This is a genomic window from Bacteroides sp. An279 (genome assembly GCF_002159615.1).
GTDB lineage: Bacteria > Bacteroidota > Bacteroidia > Bacteroidales > Bacteroidaceae > Phocaeicola > Phocaeicola intestinalis.
Genome location: NZ_NFJA01000010.1, coordinates 1 through 19,152, shown reverse-complemented (window position 1 = coordinate 19,152; position 19,152 = coordinate 1). Strand labels below are relative to the sequence as shown.

17 protein-coding genes are annotated in these 19,152 nt (G+C 36.2%); all 17 read left to right on the top strand.

What is annotated here, in order from left to right; all coding sequences use genetic code 11:
- Window positions 1-69: 69 nt before the first annotated feature.
- Window positions 70-1,320: a nucleotide sugar dehydrogenase gene (locus B5F78_RS03290; protein ID WP_087405996.1), complete on the top strand. Its 1,251-nt coding sequence runs from the start codon at window positions 70-72 to the stop codon at window positions 1,318-1,320.
- Between the two features lie 27 nt (window positions 1,321-1,347).
- Entirely contained in the window at window positions 1,348-2,895 is a 1,548-nt protein-coding gene (locus B5F78_RS03285; protein ID WP_140400023.1) for a lipopolysaccharide biosynthesis protein, read from the top strand.
- 125 nt (window positions 2,896-3,020) lie between these two features.
- Entirely contained in the window at window positions 3,021-4,082 is a 1,062-nt protein-coding gene (locus B5F78_RS03280; protein ID WP_087405994.1) for a polysaccharide pyruvyl transferase family protein, read from the top strand.
- A gap of 30 nt (window positions 4,083-4,112) precedes the next feature.
- On the top strand, window positions 4,113-5,351 hold the full coding sequence (locus B5F78_RS03275; RefSeq protein ID WP_087405993.1) for a glycosyltransferase family 4 protein: 1,239 nt from the start codon (window positions 4,113-4,115) through the stop codon (window positions 5,349-5,351).
- A gap of 87 nt (window positions 5,352-5,438) precedes the next feature.
- Window positions 5,439-6,503, top strand: a complete 1,065-nt coding sequence (locus tag B5F78_RS03270) for an alpha-1,2-fucosyltransferase (RefSeq protein ID WP_087405992.1) — start codon at window positions 5,439-5,441, stop codon at window positions 6,501-6,503.
- A 73-nt stretch (window positions 6,504-6,576) separates the two neighbouring features.
- Window positions 6,577-7,548 carry a CgeB family protein gene (locus tag B5F78_RS03265; protein WP_241148252.1) on the top strand — a complete coding sequence of 324 codons (972 nt, stop codon included), beginning with the start codon at window positions 6,577-6,579 and terminating at the stop codon, window positions 7,546-7,548.
- A gap of 7 nt (window positions 7,549-7,555) precedes the next feature.
- The gene (locus B5F78_RS17930) at window positions 7,556-8,179 is read left to right on the top strand and encodes an acyltransferase (RefSeq protein ID WP_087405991.1); all 624 of its coding nucleotides are present in this window, start codon (window positions 7,556-7,558) and stop codon (window positions 8,177-8,179) included.
- A gap of 402 nt (window positions 8,180-8,581) precedes the next feature.
- Window positions 8,582-9,562 carry a hypothetical protein gene (locus tag B5F78_RS03255; protein WP_140400021.1) on the top strand — a complete coding sequence of 327 codons (981 nt, stop codon included), beginning with the start codon at window positions 8,582-8,584 and terminating at the stop codon, window positions 9,560-9,562.
- Window positions 9,543-10,454 (top strand): hypothetical protein, encoded by a 912-nt coding sequence (locus B5F78_RS03250; RefSeq protein ID WP_140400019.1) that lies wholly within the window; start codon window positions 9,543-9,545, stop codon window positions 10,452-10,454. The genes B5F78_RS03255 and B5F78_RS03250 overlap by 20 nt, the downstream gene beginning before the upstream one ends.
- A gap of 12 nt (window positions 10,455-10,466) precedes the next feature.
- Complete coding sequence (locus B5F78_RS03245) at window positions 10,467-11,807, top strand: phenylacetate--CoA ligase family protein (protein ID WP_087405988.1); 1,341 nt, start codon at window positions 10,467-10,469, stop codon at window positions 11,805-11,807.
- Between the two features lie 19 nt (window positions 11,808-11,826).
- Window positions 11,827-12,726: a hypothetical protein gene (locus B5F78_RS03240; RefSeq protein ID WP_087405987.1), complete on the top strand. Its 900-nt coding sequence runs from the start codon at window positions 11,827-11,829 to the stop codon at window positions 12,724-12,726.
- A gap of 6 nt (window positions 12,727-12,732) precedes the next feature.
- Entirely contained in the window at window positions 12,733-13,380 is a 648-nt protein-coding gene (locus tag B5F78_RS17990; protein ID WP_087405986.1) for a CatB-related O-acetyltransferase, read from the top strand.
- 238 nt (window positions 13,381-13,618) lie between these two features.
- Entirely contained in the window at window positions 13,619-14,440 is an 822-nt protein-coding gene (locus B5F78_RS03230) for an acyltransferase family protein (protein ID WP_337959687.1), read from the top strand.
- Entirely contained in the window at window positions 14,389-14,583 is a 195-nt protein-coding gene (locus tag B5F78_RS18015; RefSeq protein ID WP_337959686.1) for a hypothetical protein, read from the top strand. The genes B5F78_RS03230 and B5F78_RS18015 overlap by 52 nt, the downstream gene beginning before the upstream one ends.
- A 154-nt stretch (window positions 14,584-14,737) precedes the next feature.
- Complete coding sequence (locus B5F78_RS03225; RefSeq protein WP_162608473.1) at window positions 14,738-15,484, top strand: response regulator; 747 nt, start codon at window positions 14,738-14,740, stop codon at window positions 15,482-15,484.
- A 132-nt stretch (window positions 15,485-15,616) separates the two neighbouring features.
- Window positions 15,617-15,916, top strand: coding sequence for a hypothetical protein (locus B5F78_RS03220; RefSeq protein WP_087405984.1), 300 nt, complete (start codon window positions 15,617-15,619; stop codon window positions 15,914-15,916).
- Between the two features lie 393 nt (window positions 15,917-16,309).
- Window positions 16,310-18,640: a hypothetical protein gene (locus tag B5F78_RS03215; protein ID WP_140400018.1), complete on the top strand. Its 2,331-nt coding sequence runs from the start codon at window positions 16,310-16,312 to the stop codon at window positions 18,638-18,640.
- Window positions 18,641-19,152: the final 512 nt, after the last annotated feature.

Here is a 19,152-nt window from a genome sequence, read left to right as displayed (position 1 = left end):
GCGATAAATACTATTTCAATATAATCATGAGTGAAACTCTTTATCAATTCATTGTATAAGTCATAATCTATGAATAAGAACTATAAAATCGCTGTGGCTGGAACCGGTTATGTAGGTCTAAGTATAGCCACTTTGCTCAGTCAACATCATTCGGTAACGGCAGTAGATGTCATACAAGAAAAAGTGAATTTACTCAACCAACGTAAATCGCCTATTCAAGACGAATATATCGAAAAATATCTTGCTGAAAAGGATTTAAATTTGACAGCAACATTAGATGGAGCAAAAGCATACTCTGATGCTGACTTTGTAGTGATTGCCGCTCCGACCAATTACGATCCGATAAAGAACTATTTTGATACCAGTCATGTAGAAGAGGTGATAGAATTAGTGATGAGTGTCAATCCGAAAGCCATTATGGTTATCAAAAGCACCATTCCCGTAGGTTATACCGAAATGATTCGCAAGAAGATGCATTCTGACAACATCATTTTCTCACCTGAGTTTCTGCGTGAAAGCAAAGCTCTGTATGACAACCTTTACCCAAGTCGCATTATTGTAGGCAGGCCTGAAGACAATAAACGATTGGATGAAGCCGCCCACATCTTTGCCGGTCTTTTGCAAGAAGGCGCGATAAAAAAAAATATCGATACATTGTTTATGGGTACAACAGAAGCCGAGGCTGTGAAACTCTTTGCCAACACTTACCTTGCTTTACGTGTTTCTTATTTCAATGAGCTGGACACTTATGCCGAGATGAAAGGATTGGACACAAAGGCCATTATCGATGGCGTGTGTCTTGACCCGCGTATCGGAGCACATTATAACAATCCAAGTTTCGGTTATGGCGGTTATTGTTTACCGAAAGATACGAAACAGTTGCTTGCCAATTATGCTAATGTGCCGGAAAACCTCATTCAGGCCATAGTGGAAAGCAACAGAACACGTAAAGACTTCATTGCCGACCGTGTGCTTCACAAAGCCGGTTACTATGACTATTACAATCGAGGAGATTTTAATCCGTCAGATGAAAAGAAGTGTGTTATCGGTGTTTACCGCTTAACTATGAAGTCAAATTCAGACAATTTTCGCCAATCGTCAATCCAAGGCGTAATGAAAAGAATAAAGGCTAAAGGTGCAGAAGTTATAATATATGAGCCTACATTGGAAAACGGTAGTACATTTTTCGGCAGTAAAGTAGTAAATGACCTTGATTATTTTAAGCAACAAAGTCAGGCTATTATAGCCAATCGATACGATGTCTGTCTTGACAATGTTAAGGAAAAAGTCTACACACGGGATATTTTCAGAAGAGATTGAAAGGTTGTCTTTGTCAACTGTAAATTTATGCCTCATACAACAACTGATAACAAACGAATTGCTAAAAATACATTGGCTCTATATGTGCGAATGATATTATCCACACTCGTTTCTTTGTATACATCGAGAGTGGTTCTCAATACCCTTGGTGTCGTTGATTACGGTATATACAATGTGGTAGGTGGTATTGTTGTAATGTTTGCATTTCTTAATAGCACTATGGCCGTATCAACACAGCGTTTTCTCTCCTATGACATAGGGAGGAATGATTCTGTAATGATGAACAAAACATTCAACATTGCAATGGTCATTCATATTATGATTGGTATATTCGTAATACTACTTGGAGAAACTGTTGGCTTATGGTTTTTATACAACAAGATGATTATACCGGTAGAGAGAATGACATCGGCATTATGGGTTTATCACTTGTCATTAGTTTCTTTTTTCTTCTCTGTAACCCAAGTTCCATATTCTGCCTGCATAAACTCGCATGAAAAAATGGACATATTTGCCTATTTTGGTATATTGGACGTTTTACTAAAATTAGCAATTGTGTTTCTTTTACGAATTGGAAATACAGATAAACTTATTCTATATGCTATACTTATGTTTACAGTAACGCTTTTGATGCGTATTATATATAGGTGGTATTGCATAAAACAGTTTAAAGAAACGAAGTTACAATTAGTATGGAATACTAAAAGGTTTCACGATATGCTTGGGTTTGCAGGATGGAACTCTACAACACACTTTTCTTTGGTTGCGAGAACTCAGGGAGTAAACATATTGATTAACCTTTTTTTCGGACCGGCTTTAAATGCAGCAAGAGGTGTTGCCACAACTGTATCTATGAATATATCGTCTTTTGCTAATAACTTCATTTTAGCAATTATCCCACAAACAGTTAAATTGTATGCAAATGGTAATGTAAATGATATGAATAACCTTGTGATTAAGGGATGTAAATACTCTTTTTTACTATTATATTTTATTTCTTTTCCAATGATTATAGAAGCTAATTATGTCATGACACTATGGCTTAAGAATCCACCAGAAATGTCCGTATTGTTGTGCCGATTAGTACTTTGTTCCGCATTGATAGACAACTTGTCCACGGTAATTGGTTATGGTCCCCAAGCCGTAGGCAGAATAAAAATATATCAGACAACCATGAGTTGTTTATTCCTTATGGTTCCAATTATTACATATGTTGCTTACCGTTTAGGATATGGGGTTGAAATGTGCATCTATTCTGAAATAATTATATATATATGTGCCTTGTTTTTACGTCCGCTACTATCGCAGAAAGTAACCAAACTTAATATTAGGATTTTTTTTAAGGAAAGTGTTTTTAGAAATATATTAGTCGTTTTAATATCTATGCCTATCCCCATAATCATTTATATCAACATGAATGAAGGATTTGTTAGATTGCTTATTGAATGTATTACTTGTGTTATCTGTACAACATTATCAATCCTCACTATCGGATTAAATTCAAGCGAGAGAAAAATGCTTATTTCATATATATCAAATAGGATTCATCATACATGGAACAGAATGGAGAAATAGAAAAAATATTTATGAAGCCACTTTTTCGATGTATTTAATCGTTTATTTGTTTACTTATTATTCTTCCTCTTAACTTTTATGTTACTACGAGTATAATATTTGTTCTATGTTTAATTTTATAAAGTATGAAAGAAACAGATTCAATTTTCAAATATGGAGTAATCGTACATGGTTCTTCAAAAGTTGTGAATATAGGTGATTATATCCAGGCTGTAGCTTCAGCACAATTTTTGCCCCATGTTGACATATTTCTTGAAAGAGAAAAAATCGGAGAATATGACGGAGAGGAAGTAAAAGCAATTATGAATGCTTGGTATATGTATGATGCGAACCAATGGCCGCCATCAAAAAAAATTCACCCTTTATATATTTCTATTCATATAAACAAAACAGCCAAACATATTTTTTCCACTCCTGAAAGTATTGATTATCTCAAAAGCTATGTTCCGATAGGTTGTCGCGACAAAAGCACAAAACAATATCTTGACAATCTTGGTATTAATGCATATTTTAGTGGTTGTATGACACTTACACTTGGTTTCAAGTATAAAAGCAATGTTCATAATAAAAATGTCTATTTCGTAGATCCAGCAATGCCTGGCATTGGTAATATTTTCAATCAAATGCGCTTACTTTTGAAATCTATATTTCATTATAAAAAAGTAAGTTCTGTTTTTAGGAAGAAATACCCTCAGGCTAAGACAATATTTAAGGAACACAGACGTTGGCTTGCTACTGCTGCTTTTTATGTTGAATACCGAAAATATTTTGATGAAAATATTCTGTTAAATGCAGAATATATAAATCAAGAAAATATTTACTATAAACAAAATTTTCAAACGCATAAAGAAAGATTCATTGAAGCGGAACGATTGGTAAAGCAATATGCAACAGCCAGATTAGTAGTAACATCTCGAATCCATTGTGCTTTACCATGTACAGGCTTAGAAACACCTGTCATCTATACTTATCAATGCTCACAGGATGAGAATTCTTCTTGCAGGTTGGATGGATTATTGCAACTTTTCAATGTGATGAACATTGACCCAGATGGACACATTCATCCTCTTTCGGGCTTTGATAGTTCCAACAAAATTTCAGTCAATAACTTGCCTATTGTTAAATATGAATGGAAAAAACTTGCTAACGACATGATAGCGCGATGCAAAGAATTCATTAATTCATAGTAACAAATGATGCAAAATATATAAGATACAATGATAAAAGTATTATGGTTTAGCCGCACATCATCCTGTTATTCAAGAACTAAGACAAATGGTTATAATGGTGGTGGATGGATTTCATCTTTGGAAAAAGAACTCACTAAATGTGGCAATATACAGTTGGGGGTCGCTTTTATGTCCAGAACATCAAAAGGAAAAGAGATACAGCACGGAGTGACTTATTACCCTATGACTTATCCAAAGAAAACATTGGGAGAAAAATGGAAATACTTCTTTAATTATACTGTAGAGGATGAATACAAACCATATATAGCACGATTTAAAAGTGTAGTGGAGGATTTTTGTCCGGATGTAATACATATATTTGGATCAGAATCATTATTTGGCTTTGTAAAACTGATAACCAATACTCCTTGCGTCCTGCATATTCAAGGCATACTCAACCCATATAAGAATGCTTTTTTCCCTCCATCAGTTTCAAAGGAATCATATATGATGCGTTCCTTATCCCCAAGAAAGATATTGCAATCATACCGGGAAATGATAACATGGAGAAACTCTTGTTTAAGAGAAAGGGCTTTGATTAAAATAATCGATAACTACATTGGCCGTACAAAATGGGATGAAATAATCACTAAAACCATCAACCCACATGCAAGATATTTTTATGGTTCTGAGATTCTTCGTCCGTCATTTTATACTGAAGCCCAGCATAAATGCCCAGAACAAATGACAATCATTTCAACAAGTTCCGGAACATTATATAAAGGACTGGATTTAATTTTGAAGACAGCACAGATATTGAAGCTATTTCATCATTGTGAGTTTAAATGGATTGTATTTGGCAACACTGACAATCTTCGTTATATAGAGAAAATGACAGGCATAGCCCATGAAGATGTAAATGTTGACATGGCTGGTATTGGTACAGAGGAGGATGTATATAATGCTTTGGTAAATGCAACAGCATTTGCACATCCTTCTTATATTGACAATTCACCCAACGCAGTCTGTGAGGCCCAACTTGTGGGTTGCCCTGTTGTTGCGACAGATGTCGGCGGTATTAAATCTTTGATAGTCGATGGAGAGACCGGTTTCCTTATCCCTGCAAACGACCCATATCAAATGGCATGGCGATTGAAACAGCTCTTTGAAAACAGGTCGTTAGCGCAAGCAATTTCCCAAAAGGGGAAAAGTCAAGCAAAAGAACGACATAACAAAGAGAAAATTGTCAATGAACTAATAAATGTTTACAAAACATTGCTTAAATAGCCTATAATGCGAGAATTACATTTAAGTAGTTCATCCTAAGAAATATAGAAAACATTAATAGCGAACCTACAAATAATTATTCATCTTGTGAAAATCATTCATTTTGAATCTGGTCTTGGCAACCAAATGTTACAATGGTGTGTGTATTTGGCACAAAAGGAAGCTAATCCCAATGATTCTTTTTATGCAGAAACGTTTTGTTATGATATACCAGAATGCAATGACGTAATTCGGCAATGGAACGGATATGAACTTGAACGAATTTTTGGATTAAAATTGCCCAATATCAAAGAACTATTTTCTGATAACGAATGGCAGAAAATAATGTGTGATGTTCGAAAAAGCGAATTTTGGAATCATAAGTGGAATTATGGCAAATATGTGTCTAAAGCGTTGAAGGGAGTTGGTATGGACTTGGAATATATAGGGGTAGACTTGGAAAAGCCAGGAGCAAAGCCTATAATACCACCCCTAAATACATCTGGCTTAATGAAAATTAAAGAGTTTCTTAACCATCATTTTTACCCCTATACATGCCTTCATGAACATATAATGTATAAACGGGCAGAAAAACTTTTGGAAAATGCTAATTATTCATATCTTTTCAAACAGAGTAATAAAAATTTGTATATTCCTTTAAAATTGGATTTCTGCCGAAAAAATAGTGGTATAGAAAAAATAGAAAAAAAAATCAAAGATGCCTTTCGCTTTCCTGAAGTAGCAGACGAGAATAATATTGCGGCCTTGGATTTTATCAAAACGCACAATACAGTAGCCATCCATGCCAGACGTGGGGATATGCTCGGTATAAATTATGGCTTTTATGTTACCGGATATTTTAGAAAAGCTGTAAAATACATACGCCAACAAGCTGCAGATCCTGTATTTTGCATATTTTGTGACCCGTCAAGTGTCCAATGGGTCAAAGAACACTCTAATATTTTCGGACTTCACCCCAAGACAGACAAAATATATTTCATAGATTGGAATAAAGGAACTGAAAGCTTTCGGGACATGCAATTGATGGCAGCTTGCAAACATCAAGTGATTACAAATAGTACATTCGGTTGGTGGGGAGCATTTCTTAATGAAAATCCCAATAAAATTACCTGCTCTCCTATTCCATATATAAACACTACACATACGTTTTAAATTAAATATGCGGATACTTTCTGTTGGTTCACTACTAGGCGTCAGTAATACATGTGTTCAAAGAACAAATGCAATGAAAAACTTGGGACATAAAGTAGACGAAGTAAATACTACAGCTCCATATTCTTTTATTGATCATGTAATAAACCGCCTTTTTCGTTATCATATACCTGTATATCATCGTGATAAAACTGGGGCTAACAAAAAAATAATAGATTTGGTTAATAAAAATAATTATGATATTGTTTGGATAGATAAAGGCTTAACTATTTACCCGACTACATTAAAATATATTCGTAGAAAACTCCCAAATATTAAAATAGTGAATTATTCTCCTGACACAATGAGTTTGCGTCATAATCAATCTCAACAATATCTAGAATCCATTCCATTTTATGATATTTTGTTTACTACAAAAAGCTTTATGCTTGATGATATGCGCAAATTAGGTGCAAAAAATATACAATTTGTAAATAATGCATATGAATCAACCTTTCATTATCCGAGGACACTTTCAACCGAAGAGAAGAAAGAGTTAGGTGATGATGTAGGTTTCGTTGGATATTGGGAAAAAAAACGATGTAAAAGTATACTCTATCTAGTTGACAATGGCATACATGTAAAAGTCTTTGGAGATTTTAAATGGAATAAATATAGAAATTACAGTCCAAATTTGACTATTATACCCCACCTTCTCAAAGGAGAAGACTATGCAAAATCATTTCAAGCATTTAAAATATCACTTTGTTTTTTAAGGAAAATGAACAAGGATTACCAAACGACACGCACAATGGAAATTCCAGCATGTGGAGGATTCATGTTAGCTGAAAGGACTAACGAACATTTATCTCTATTTGACGAAGGCAAGGAAGCAGATTTTTTTGATGATGATGAAGAATTATTGAGAAAATGTATTTACTATTTGCAACACGAAGACAAACGTAAGGCAATAGCAGCCGCAGGACTGCGACGTTGCATTAACAGTGGATATTCAAATATAAATAACATAAATCACATGCTTTCAATAGTGCAATCTTTAAATTAGTAATGGAATGAAATACAGTTTATCATTACGTACATATAATTTTTTAAGTCATAAATTGTTATTATGCTATTCAAGAATTACTACATTATGGACTTACTTCATAGGACATATACAAAACGTATGTATTGGAAAGAAGTGTAATTTCATTGGCGTTATGACATTTAATGTTTTTCGTGGTGGAGAAATTATAATAGGTAATCGATGTGTATTTGTTTCAAAAGAAACATCAAACCTATTGGGACTCAATCATAGATGCATATTCTCCGCAACTCCAGCTATTCCTTCTTCCAGCTGTTCTTTAATTATTGGCAATAACTGTGGATTCAGTGGAACAACCATTTGGTGTTTCTCACGAATAGAATTAGGGAATAATGTGCGCTGCGGTGCAAATACATTGATTATGGATGGAGATGCCCATTTTGAAGATTCACGAACATCACCACCACGCCCAATAATTATAAAGGATAATGTTTTCTTAGGAGCAAATGTGGTTGTAAAGAAAGGAGTCACCATTGGAGAAAATTCTGTTATTGGAATGAATAGCGTAGTAACTCATGACATACCAGCAAACTCAGTTGCTGTGGGCGTTCCTTGTAAAGTAATTCACCAAGTTGAACTTTACAGCAAGTAGCATTGCTTCTATATAACTAATACCATATAAATCAATTTGTAACATTCAATTATGTTTGTTTTACTGTTTATAATTACAGTTATTCCAATTGCCTTTTCTGTGATAAAGGTATTTAGGCGGGAGGACTTGAACATATTTGACATAACTATAATTTTTTCTGCTTTATATTTTTGGGCAATTCCTCTACAAGATTTTATTTTCAATCATCTCCGGCCATTTTATTTAGAGCATACATCAACGGTAATTGCATTAATCATTTATATGTACGGATTAGGAACTTTAGCAAAGGTCTGTTCACTATATAAAAATTCTCCATTAAATATAACTGAAAGATTTTCCATAATACATATTAGAAAGATTAAGGATTCGTTCCAATGGTTTGCCTTAATATACATCACTTTCATGTTTTGGAATATCACAAATTATTCAGCACTGTCTGAAAGCAACATAGAAGGCAACAACAATTTCTTTTATGGCACCAATCAAGGATTTGTCATGCGGATTATCAGTCTGTCGTTTAAGACTTTTTTCCCTGTAATATTTTTGATGCTCTTTGAAAATTCCCCTGAAAGGCTTGTATATAAGATTCTCCGTAAAATTAATTTGATAATACTTATTGCCTCTTTATTGCTTGGAGAAAAAACATTCATGGTATTTAATCTTACATTTCTTCTTCTATATTTATATTCCACCAGGCGATATAAGTTAAGTAATAAAAAAATAATTATACTTTCAACTGTACTTATTGTTTTTCTTATAGCATTTTTTCCATTATCTCAAGCATTTCGACTGTATAAGCAAAAAGCTGTTGCCAGAACAGGCGGCCATTCATTCGTAGAAGTAGTATCAGGCTTCATAACTGATGGTATAGACCCAAACTTGGAAAACAAGGTTGAACGGTATCAGAAAGGACGTTCCCTGAATCTGTATGACGCTTTAGATTGGGCTGCAACCAGAACTGATTATAGAGGTAACGGCAAACTGTCTAGCATTGTATTACGCTATATCATACCACAGAAAGTTGGTACAGATGGTAATATTATGGGCGATTTAATGAGTGGTAGCGGTGTTGATATAGGAGAATCCACTTTGTCTTGGTATGTTTTGGATTGGGGCATAATATTGGGACCGATTGTAGCATTATTGCATATTCTTCTCTTATACCTTGCCATTTACTATTTTGGAATGATTTTTTATCGGTATATCAAATCACCTATATATCCTTTAGTCGTATATTCATTTTTAATGAGATTCGCAATCTCAATAGAACATAATCCGGCTTTAGACATCAAAATGTTCTACAATACATATTACCTTGTGATATTGTTTACTGGTGTCATACTATATATATTTAATGAGAAACATGAGGAAACTATTGCTTAAAATCGCATTTTATGCCTGTAACGCAACTGACAATGAACACAGCGACAAAAATGGCATAATACAAAAAATATTCTATAACGGATTGAAGTTGTTATGCATGGCAATGCTTACGTTATGGGTAAAGGTAGATTATTTATTTAATTTCAAGAACATTGAGGGATTGGATGAAAATAGCAAAGGTCCAATACTCTCTCTAACGACCTTCCCTGCAAGAATCAATAATTTATGGATTGTGATTGATTCTTTTTTTCATCAGACATATCGTCCATCAAAAATCCTATTGGTTTTAACGAAAGAGGAATTCCCTGAACAAATGAGGAATATACCAAATACTTTAAAGAGACTGATGAACAAGGGTCTGGAAATAGTGTTTATTGATTATAATCTTCGGCCTCATAACAAATACTATTACGCACTAAACAAATATAGAAATCGAGATGTCATTACATTTGATGATGACTTATATTATTGGGAAGATTCCATAGAAAGACTTTATACACTCAAACATAATAACCCATTTTGTATTTGCGCCAATAGGGCATTAAAGGTTTCATTTCAAAATGGCTGTGTAAAATACAACAAAGCACATAATGAATGTGGATATAACTTAATGGCGCAAGGTGTTGGCGGTGTTTTGTATATACCCCAATTCAGGACAAAGGAAATGTTTAATAAAGAAAATATTGCAAAGTTCTGTTTGCCGGCAGATGACAATTGGCTAATGATACAAGAAAATTTAGCAGGAATCAAAGTCGCAACAGGAAATAATTATCCTCATCCTCTCGTTTTGTTTAAATCACAGGCTTCTGCACTTTGGCATAAAAACATCGGTGAAAGAAGAAGTGAAAAGATAATGGCTGAACTAATAACAAAATATCAAATTCACTTATAAATATAATATACTATGATGATTAATAGGTCTTATTTACAACGTTCACTAAAAAACAATCCGTTAGTTCAGTTTGTATTTATCGTTTATATCCTTATCATCACGAAATATTTTGAAAAGAACAAGGACAAATGGCTAGATTTTCAGAAAGAGCGTTTGGTTAAAATATTATCTTACGCTCAAAAACATTGCCAATATTATAATAGAATATTGGCTAAAAGAGTAATAACGAATAAAAATGCCATTAAACTTCTACAATCCTTACCTTTTCTGGACAAACAGATTATCCAAAAAATTGGCAGAGAAATCTATAGTGATGAAATTACTGAGCATTGGAAACTATGGGTCAATACAGGAGGTTCAACGGGAAATCCTTTAAAATTCCCCGCATTATATCATGGATTGCCTTTGGAGGCAATTTGTCAAATGATGTTGTATCGAAAAATGGGATATAAATTAGGAGATGTCATCGTTTCTGTAGGTGGAAATAGGGTGTCAGAAACTGATTTAAATAATAATATTTATTGGGAAACGAGAGGCAATTTCCCATACGGAAAAGTAAAACTATCAACTTTATATCTTAACATTTCTACAATAAGATATTATTGGAATAAACTAAATACAACAAAGCCTCAATATATAAGGGGGTATCCATCTGGCATAACTGATTTATGTAAACTTGCACAAGAAAAGCAACTACCGATGAAGTTTCAACTAAAAGGTGTATATCTGTCAAGCGAAAACTTCACACAGGCAGATAAGGAATTAATAGGTAATTTCTTTCATTGTCCTGTTTATGGTCAATATGGTCATACAGAGAGTTCGGTATTTGCCATACAAAATTCCAAAGAAGACTTTTATTTGTGTAATCCAATATACGGATATACAGAAATACTAAACGGCAGCGGAAACCACGTAAAGGTAGGCGAAACAGGTGAGATAGTTGTAACAGGGTTTGTAGAGTATGGGTTGCCATTTATACGCTATAAGACTGGAGACTTGGCAATATATGGTGGTAAAACAGAATATGGTGAAACGATTATAAAGGAACTGTTAGGACGAAGTGCAGACTATATAATAAACAATAACAACGAAAAAATATATTTAGTCGGATTCATCTTTGGAGGCCATTTAAAAGCCTTTAATTATATAGAAGCATGGCAAATACGGCAATCTCAAGTTGGTAAAATTGAACTTTATATAGTCCGTGGCAAGGGATATTCGGATAATATAGAAAAAGAGTTGATAGAATTATTCATAAACAACTATTTTACTGTTAATGTTAAATATGTGAATACCATAAAAAAAACACCTCGTGGAAAACAAAAATTTTTGATACAAGAAGTTGAATTATAACGATTAAATAATATACACAATGAACTATTCACCAATTGTAGTATTCGCTTATAATCGTCCGGAATTACTGCAACAGACATTGTTATCACTAAAAAAATGCAGACTGGCGACTGTTTCAGATTTATATATTTACATTGATGGACCACGTAATGAAGCTGATATTAAAGAAGTTAATGCAGTAAGAAATATTGCCAGCCATATCAGTGGCTTTAAAAGCGTGACTTGCAAAGCATCTGACACAAACAAGGGATTGGCAGATTCGGTGATTTCTGGGGTGACAGAAGTTATTAATAAATTCGGAAAGGTCATAGTAGTAGAAGACGACCTTGTCGTATCTGCCGGTTTTCTTGAATTTATGAATTTTATGCTTGACAAATATGAACATGATGAACGAATTTTTCAAGTTTCCGGTTTTGGTGTAAAAATTCATCCACCAAAAGACTATATCTATGATTATTATATACATATTAGGGCACATTCATGGACTTGGGGAACATGGAAAGACCGTTGGGAAACAATAGATTGGCAAGTGAAAGATTTCCACTATTTACTTCATGACAAGAAAAAACAACGAGAATTCAACCGAGGAGGTAGCGACCTTTTCGGAATGTTAAAAGGATATATGGAACATAAAAACAATTCATGGTATATCCGTTTTACTTATGCCATGTTTTGCCAAAAAAGATATGCTATTATGCCTGTACGTTCCCTTGTGTTAAACAATGGATTTGGAGAAAGATCTACTCATTGTCATGCTTACAATAGATATAAGGTCGAATTTAACCAGAATGGTTATGGAAATTGGAATAATCCCAAAAAAATTGAGTTTGACAGCAGAGTAAGTCATAAAGCTACTAAATATTGGACAATTCGTTATCGATTATATGGGAAAATACGTTCTTTATTGATGAAATTATAAAAACAGATGGAACTCAAACAATATCTTACAAATTTTTTTAACAGGAAAAAATTGAATAAAAGCATCTCTTGGTTCGCTTTTTGGGATAAAGATACAGAATTGTCCGATTTAGTTTATATAGGATTCTCTGCTAGACTTCATAAATGTAAAGTAGGAAAATATACAAGAATCAAACCTGGCTGCATTCTAAAGAATGCGATAATTGGAAATTATTGTAGCTTAGCCAATGACATCATGATAGGATTAGGACAACATCCTACTAATCTTATCTCAACGAACTCCATTTTTTACAAACCTGGAATTACTAATATATTTGCTCGCCATATAGATTATGAGGAGGAGAAAAAAACTTATATCGGCAATGATGTTTGGATAGGAAATGGGGCAGTAATAATGGACGGTGTAACAGTTGGAGATGGAGCGATCATAGGTTCAAGGGCTGTAGTTACCAAAGATGTACCAGCATACGCGATTGTCGGTGGTATTCCTGCTAAAATCATAAGGTATAGATTTTCATCAGACATTATAGAAACATTGGAAAAATCACAATGGTGGAATTTATCCGATGAAAAAATAAAAAAAATACTACCTATATTTACAAAAGAAAACATTACTAATCAAGAAATCATAGAATCTTTAAAATCGATCCATTAGATTCAAGAGGAGACAAACATTATAGCAGCAATCATTGACGAGAAAATCGGCCACAAAATAGAACTATCCAACCCACAGCAATCCGTCAAGGAGTTTGCGGATGCGCTGAACCGTTTCGAGGGAGACAGGGAGCTGCTGAAGGAGCACTCTCTGAACTGCATGTCCAGACAGCAAGAACTTTCGTGGGAGAACAAGGCCAAACAAATGGTAGAACTTTATCAAAAAGCATTATCAAAAAATGAAACAACGTGACATCAGCATTGACATCCTTAAATTCATAGCAGCTCTGGCCATCACCAACTCCCATATGGAACTGCTTTACGGCAAATATAGTGCACTCGCCACAGGCGGTGCCATCGGCGACGTGCTTTTCTTCTTCGCTTCGGGATTCACGCTCTTTTTGGGAAGAATGGGAAGATTCGACAACTGGTACAAACGGAGAGTCAACCGAATCTACCCTACCGTTTTTGCTTGGGCGGCCATGAGCGCGCTGTGTTTCAACCGACATGACGACATGATCCATACACTGATTCATGGAGGCGGATGGTTTGTGACGTGTATCATGATGTATTACGTGGTTCTCTATCTCATCCGCCGATTGATGATGGACAAGCTGAAATGGGCGTTCATCCTAACCGGAGCTATCATCGTTGTCTGGTATTTTATCATGAACCCGCCTTTCGGCTTCAACATTTATGGCAATACCTATTTCAAATGGGGGCATTATTTCCTGTTCATGCTGATGGGAGCTTCGTTGGGAGTAACCGACAAGCAAGGGTGGAAGTTCAGCTTCGCCAAAGACGGTCTGAAGCTTATCGGCTGTACGGTGGTCTATTACGGGACGCTCATCATCAGCAGAAGATATGAAAGCCTGCAACATCTGGAGCTGTTGTCGCTGGTTCCGCTATTGGGCATCACGTATTACCTGTACAGGCTCTGCAACACAGACGCGATGAAAAGCCTGTATTACAACCGATACAAGGACCGGTTATCAAGTTCGTGGGAGGGTTGTGTCTGGAAATCTATCTGGTGCAATATCCGCTTTTCACCGACAAGATGAACCATCTCTTCCCTCTCAACCTGCTCATCATGCTGCTGGCAATCATCGCCGCCGCATACGTGCTGCGCTGTCTGGCACGGATCTTCGCGCAGACGTTCAAGGCGGAGGACTATTGCTGGAGAGAGGTGTTCAGGGGGTATTAGATAAATGATGAAGAAGAATCAAGAGATATAAGCGAAAACAAATCTGTAATAATCTGTTTCTCGCAATAAGATTTTGCAATAAATTTAACTTGCAATGCAACAGATTCTTCAACAAATCATTTATCTTTGCAAACGAGTCTTAAATACTAATAACATGACCATGAATACTGAAAGCTTTTCCAGAACAGCAAAAAGCTATGCAAACAATCCTCTCGGTATTATTGCCTTATTCACCGTACTGATTTACGGTCTGGCCTGTCTTGTCATTATGCAAAGCAACAACCTGCATACACATGACATAACAGCATTGGTATGGTTCCTGATAGGATTTCCAACTATTGTATTTGGAGGTTTTCTATGGATAGTTATCAAGCATCATACGAAGTTGTATGCACCCAAAAATTATAACAACGATGAAGATTTTTTAACCGCCGTATTATTGACAACGGCAACAATCAAACGAAATAAGCATGAAAACCTACCTACACTTGAGGAATTGAAAAACATCATCAACGAATCCCATAACGGCACTCGCAACAACCGCAAACAACTGCACAAAGAAATTCTTTGGGTTGATGACAATCCGGAAAACAACTTATATGAAAAATACGCATTTGAGATTTCTGGCATACACATCACTTTTGCAAAGTCTACCGAAGAAGCCTTACTCCGGATAAAGACTCATTCCTACTCGGCCATCATTTCCGACATGCAAAGAAATGAGAAGGAAAAAGAGGGAATTGCATTACTTAAAAAAATCAGGGAAGCAAATATATGGATTCCATTTTTTATCTACACCGGGAAATGTACACATGAAAAAGAAAAAGAAACAAAAGAAAACGGAGGCCAAGGCTGCACTGACAATCCGGAAGAACTCTACAAGATGGTTTTAAATCTTTAAAAAACAATGCCAGGAGAAGCAAAGTCCTCATTCTTCGTTAATGTTTTTTAATCAAAGAGGGAAAAAGTGAGCAGGACTTAAGAAAGTTCACTTTTTTTATTAATTTTGTAAACCTATCAATTTACTATAATCATGCTTAACGTTTCTATCAAGCAAAAGGAAAAGCCTACGTATGTGAAGATTGCCCCGATAAGCGAACTTATCAACAAAACCAAAGGGGTGTCGTTCACAACAAACAGATACAGACAGGTTGTGCGCGCACGAGCTCCACGCATAGGAGAAGTGTATCTGGCTCCTCTTGAAAGAACGGTTTTTCTGCCTGAAGATACGGCCAAATATATCAGAATAAACAATATAGAAAAAACAGCGATACTCAAGTCATGCGCCAAGGCGGTGAAAGGAAACATTGTAACCATTAGAGACAAAGAATAAGGGAAGTACGCTTCAACAAACCGATAACTTTAAATCTATATTTTTATGGTGCAAAGCTACTATGAACAATTCAAGGATCTGGTGAAATGCTCGCCTCTTGAGAACAGATTCTATGAGAAACTGATCCGGAACAACTTTAACAAAAGACGCAGATACATCGTCTTCACGAACCTAACAGAAGAACTTTTAAACACGATATCCATAATCAAGATAACGCTGGAGGATGAAGATATAAATCCATCCATCGTGATAAATGAAAAAAAGGGGAAGATTACGTGGAAAAAAGATGAACTAGATAAAGGATCAGTCTCCTATAATCTTACCCCCAAAGAAGGAGAAAAAGAGATAAAAGAGTTCTTTCATGATATCACTGACGCGTATACCAAAAGTTTCATGCCAGACAATGAGATTCTGGAAAAATACATAGAGGCCTGCTGCAATCTGATTTTCAACTATAACGACAATATAAAGGGGGAAAACCTGGAAAAATACAGCAACGCATACATCAAATATCTCTACAGAAACCCGGACGTGGGAACCGTGCAAACTGACTTCCTGGACTTTCTTGTACTGCTTTTCGACAACCTCTGCCAATCGCTGCTCAAAGGGGAATATCTGACGTATGATATTCCCAAAAGTTCAGATTGCAGGAATTACAAGCGGATTGACGGGGAATACAACAAAATCCGCAAAATCAATACGGAAAAAAGACAGGATGAAGCAGAAGCTTCAAGCGACCTGACATTCGACCGATTTCTGACTGACACTGCCGACTTTATGACCAAGAAAACAGATGCAAACCTGATAAACAGCATCATACTGCCAATCATAGACCGCAGCACGGACACCGGAGAGAAAGACGAGCATCCTTTCAACATGTACCTCAACATAGACAGAATGCTGTATGACTATCAGGTGTTCAATGAAAAGGTAAAGTCTTACTCTGAAATAAAAAGGCATCAGCATCATTTCGAAGAGGACGACAGATATCCGATCGACTATGAAAAGGAATATATTTCATGCAGCAGAACACTGCTTGCCGCACCGGTCGCTCTTGCAAACATCATGGAATATATATTCAGACTGCTGTTGGAGATGTGCCTGATCGACCATAACTATATCGCTTCGGACAAGAACTTCAAGCTGCTGATGAAGCTGCATTCATTGCTATCGTCCGCTCCGGATTCTTCCGCTGAGAATACAGAATACAGACTTCCCGATCTGCTGGAGTCCATAAAAAAGAAGGCGCCCTACATCAATCAGGAACACGTGGACAACCTCAAGGAAACTATCCGTTTGTTCAAGACCAAGACGGACATTCTTCTGCTGAAAATGTGGGAGAAAACCTACAAGAACGAGCACATGACCTATACTGCAAGATACGGGAATGCTCCAGAAACAGACAAATCCTATAAAAGCGAGTACCCATGCTTCGACATAGAAAAAGAAATCCGGGAGAAATTTGCGGAAAACGACATAAATGACAGATTCAACGACCTTCTGAACAAGGAAATAAGCATCAAAGGGGACAGCTTCAAACTTAAAAAATACGAAGAACTTTTCACAAGGCTGATATGCGAATCACAGCAGGACTACAGAATGATGTTTTCTGATCTGGAACGCATCATCGAACAGCCTGCGTATGAAATTTCGGGCAAAGACTTCTACAATATTTACAATTACAACAATGTCATCTACCTGAATTTTATCTATCATTTCGGAAAATACGGAAGGTATATCAAAAAGCTGAAAACCGAGATCCAAGGCAAAAGAGATGACGGATATCTGGAAGATGTTGAATATTTCATCAAACAAAACAACGAAAAAGACATGCTGTCGTGTGCTTTTATCGTCAAACACATAAAATGGCTGCTCGACGTACTGGAGAACTCCTTCATTAACAAGACAGAATTTGAGGACAGCAATTATGACACTGGATTCAAATATCTCAGATTAGCCGAGATACTGCTCAAGCACTTTGAAAAACTCATAGACAGCATTGAGGCAGACACTTATTGCATGAACTACAGCTCGTTTTTTCAGGACTGCTTTTTCTGCAACGAAACGGAAAAGGCAAAAGAAACAGAAAAATGCAGGCTGAAACGCATCAGTCCGGAAAAGATTACATTCAGTCCGGAAGACAAGGAGAGCAAGAACGTGATTTTCATATCCTCGACATGGCAGCCGCCCGTAGATTTGGTCAACCTGAAGAGGAGATACAACGCCTTCTCATCCCGTATCCAATTGCTTACAACGGACTTCTATCATAAGTACTACCAGCATTTCGTTGCTATCCAGAAAACGGATCTGAAAAAAATGAAGGAAGAAACGCAAGAAAACTTATCAAAGAAGGAGCAAGATCTGACCCGGGAAATGAAAGTGCAGCTGACCGACAACAAAAAAGAAACAGTTCAGATTCTCGGTATCTTCGCGGCCTTTCTGGCAATAGCCACCATAAGCATGGAAAAAATCGGGGACATTGCTTCATCGGACACACTAAGCCTTATTTTCGGCATCTGCACGTGTTTCGGATATTTCATCATTTTATTGCAGCTGATTACGCGGAATACAAACAAAATGGTTACCACTATTATCATCGCCATATTAACCGGTCTGCTGCTTTACTGTACATTTTTCATAAGAAACGGAGAACAATTTTCCAAGGAAAGCCAGCCGGAGCAATCGGAAAGAACTCACATTTCCATCCACAACAACATGCAATAAAATGCTGGCATTCTCAAATAGCCATGACATTTAACAGGGAGGGAAGTGCTTCTTCATGCGAAGCGGCGGGAGGACGCCCGCACTCATCCGGGAAGAGGCTCTTCATCTGGAATGTGGCGAAAGAAAGGATTTTACTTTGACAATCAGACGAAATCAATGAAGTGATTTGAGCTTTCTGCTTTCATAAAATAATTCCATGCAGAAAACTTAAGTCGTAAGCTTCCAAAATTGGCGTATTGACTAGCATGGTTCTTTCCCATACCTTCGTGCTAAACTTAAAACTCGACAGATCATGTTTAGCGAAAAAGACTTTGAAAGACTGTGGTTCCTCTACAAGACTGAGGGTGAGCCCAAAGGAGTTTCCGTAAGCAGTCAAAAAAAGGCTATTGATTGAAATGGGTACCTTCGCTGCCAACCAAATTTATAGAATTATGTATAGCAGTGAAGATCTTGAAAGGTTTTACTTTCAGTACCAGACGGAGGCGTTACCCCGTGGAGAATCTCTCCAATCG

What these genes read in the sequence shown, in the direction of transcription:
- B5F78_RS03265 (WP_241148252.1), top strand. Translation starts at nt 6,577, where the DNA reads ATGAAAAACTTGGGACATAAAGTAGACGAAGTAAATACTACAGCTCCA.
- B5F78_RS03290 (WP_087405996.1), top strand. Translation starts at nt 70, where the DNA reads ATGAATAAGAACTATAAAATCGCTGTGGCTGGAACCGGTTATGTAGGT.
- B5F78_RS03225 (WP_162608473.1), top strand. Translation starts at nt 14,738, where the DNA reads ATGACCATGAATACTGAAAGCTTTTCCAGAACAGCAAAAAGCTATGCA.
- B5F78_RS17990 (WP_087405986.1), top strand. Translation starts at nt 12,733, where the DNA reads ATGGAACTCAAACAATATCTTACAAATTTTTTTAACAGGAAAAAATTG.
- B5F78_RS03280 (WP_087405994.1), top strand. Translation starts at nt 3,021, where the DNA reads ATGAAAGAAACAGATTCAATTTTCAAATATGGAGTAATCGTACATGGT.
- B5F78_RS03285 (WP_140400023.1), top strand. Translation starts at nt 1,348, where the DNA reads ATGCCTCATACAACAACTGATAACAAACGAATTGCTAAAAATACATTG.
- B5F78_RS03215 (WP_140400018.1), top strand. Translation starts at nt 16,310, where the DNA reads ATGCCAGACAATGAGATTCTGGAAAAATACATAGAGGCCTGCTGCAAT.
- B5F78_RS03275 (WP_087405993.1), top strand. Translation starts at nt 4,113, where the DNA reads ATGATAAAAGTATTATGGTTTAGCCGCACATCATCCTGTTATTCAAGA.
- B5F78_RS17930 (WP_087405991.1), top strand. Translation starts at nt 7,556, where the DNA reads ATGAAATACAGTTTATCATTACGTACATATAATTTTTTAAGTCATAAA.
- B5F78_RS03250 (WP_140400019.1), top strand. Translation starts at nt 9,543, where the DNA reads ATGAGGAAACTATTGCTTAAAATCGCATTTTATGCCTGTAACGCAACT.
- B5F78_RS03230 (WP_337959687.1), top strand. Translation starts at nt 13,619, where the DNA reads ATGAAACAACGTGACATCAGCATTGACATCCTTAAATTCATAGCAGCT.
- B5F78_RS03255 (WP_140400021.1), top strand. Translation starts at nt 8,582, where the DNA reads ATGTTTTGGAATATCACAAATTATTCAGCACTGTCTGAAAGCAACATA.
- B5F78_RS03220 (WP_087405984.1), top strand. Translation starts at nt 15,617, where the DNA reads ATGCTTAACGTTTCTATCAAGCAAAAGGAAAAGCCTACGTATGTGAAG.
- B5F78_RS03245 (WP_087405988.1), top strand. Translation starts at nt 10,467, where the DNA reads ATGATGATTAATAGGTCTTATTTACAACGTTCACTAAAAAACAATCCG.
- B5F78_RS03240 (WP_087405987.1), top strand. Translation starts at nt 11,827, where the DNA reads ATGAACTATTCACCAATTGTAGTATTCGCTTATAATCGTCCGGAATTA.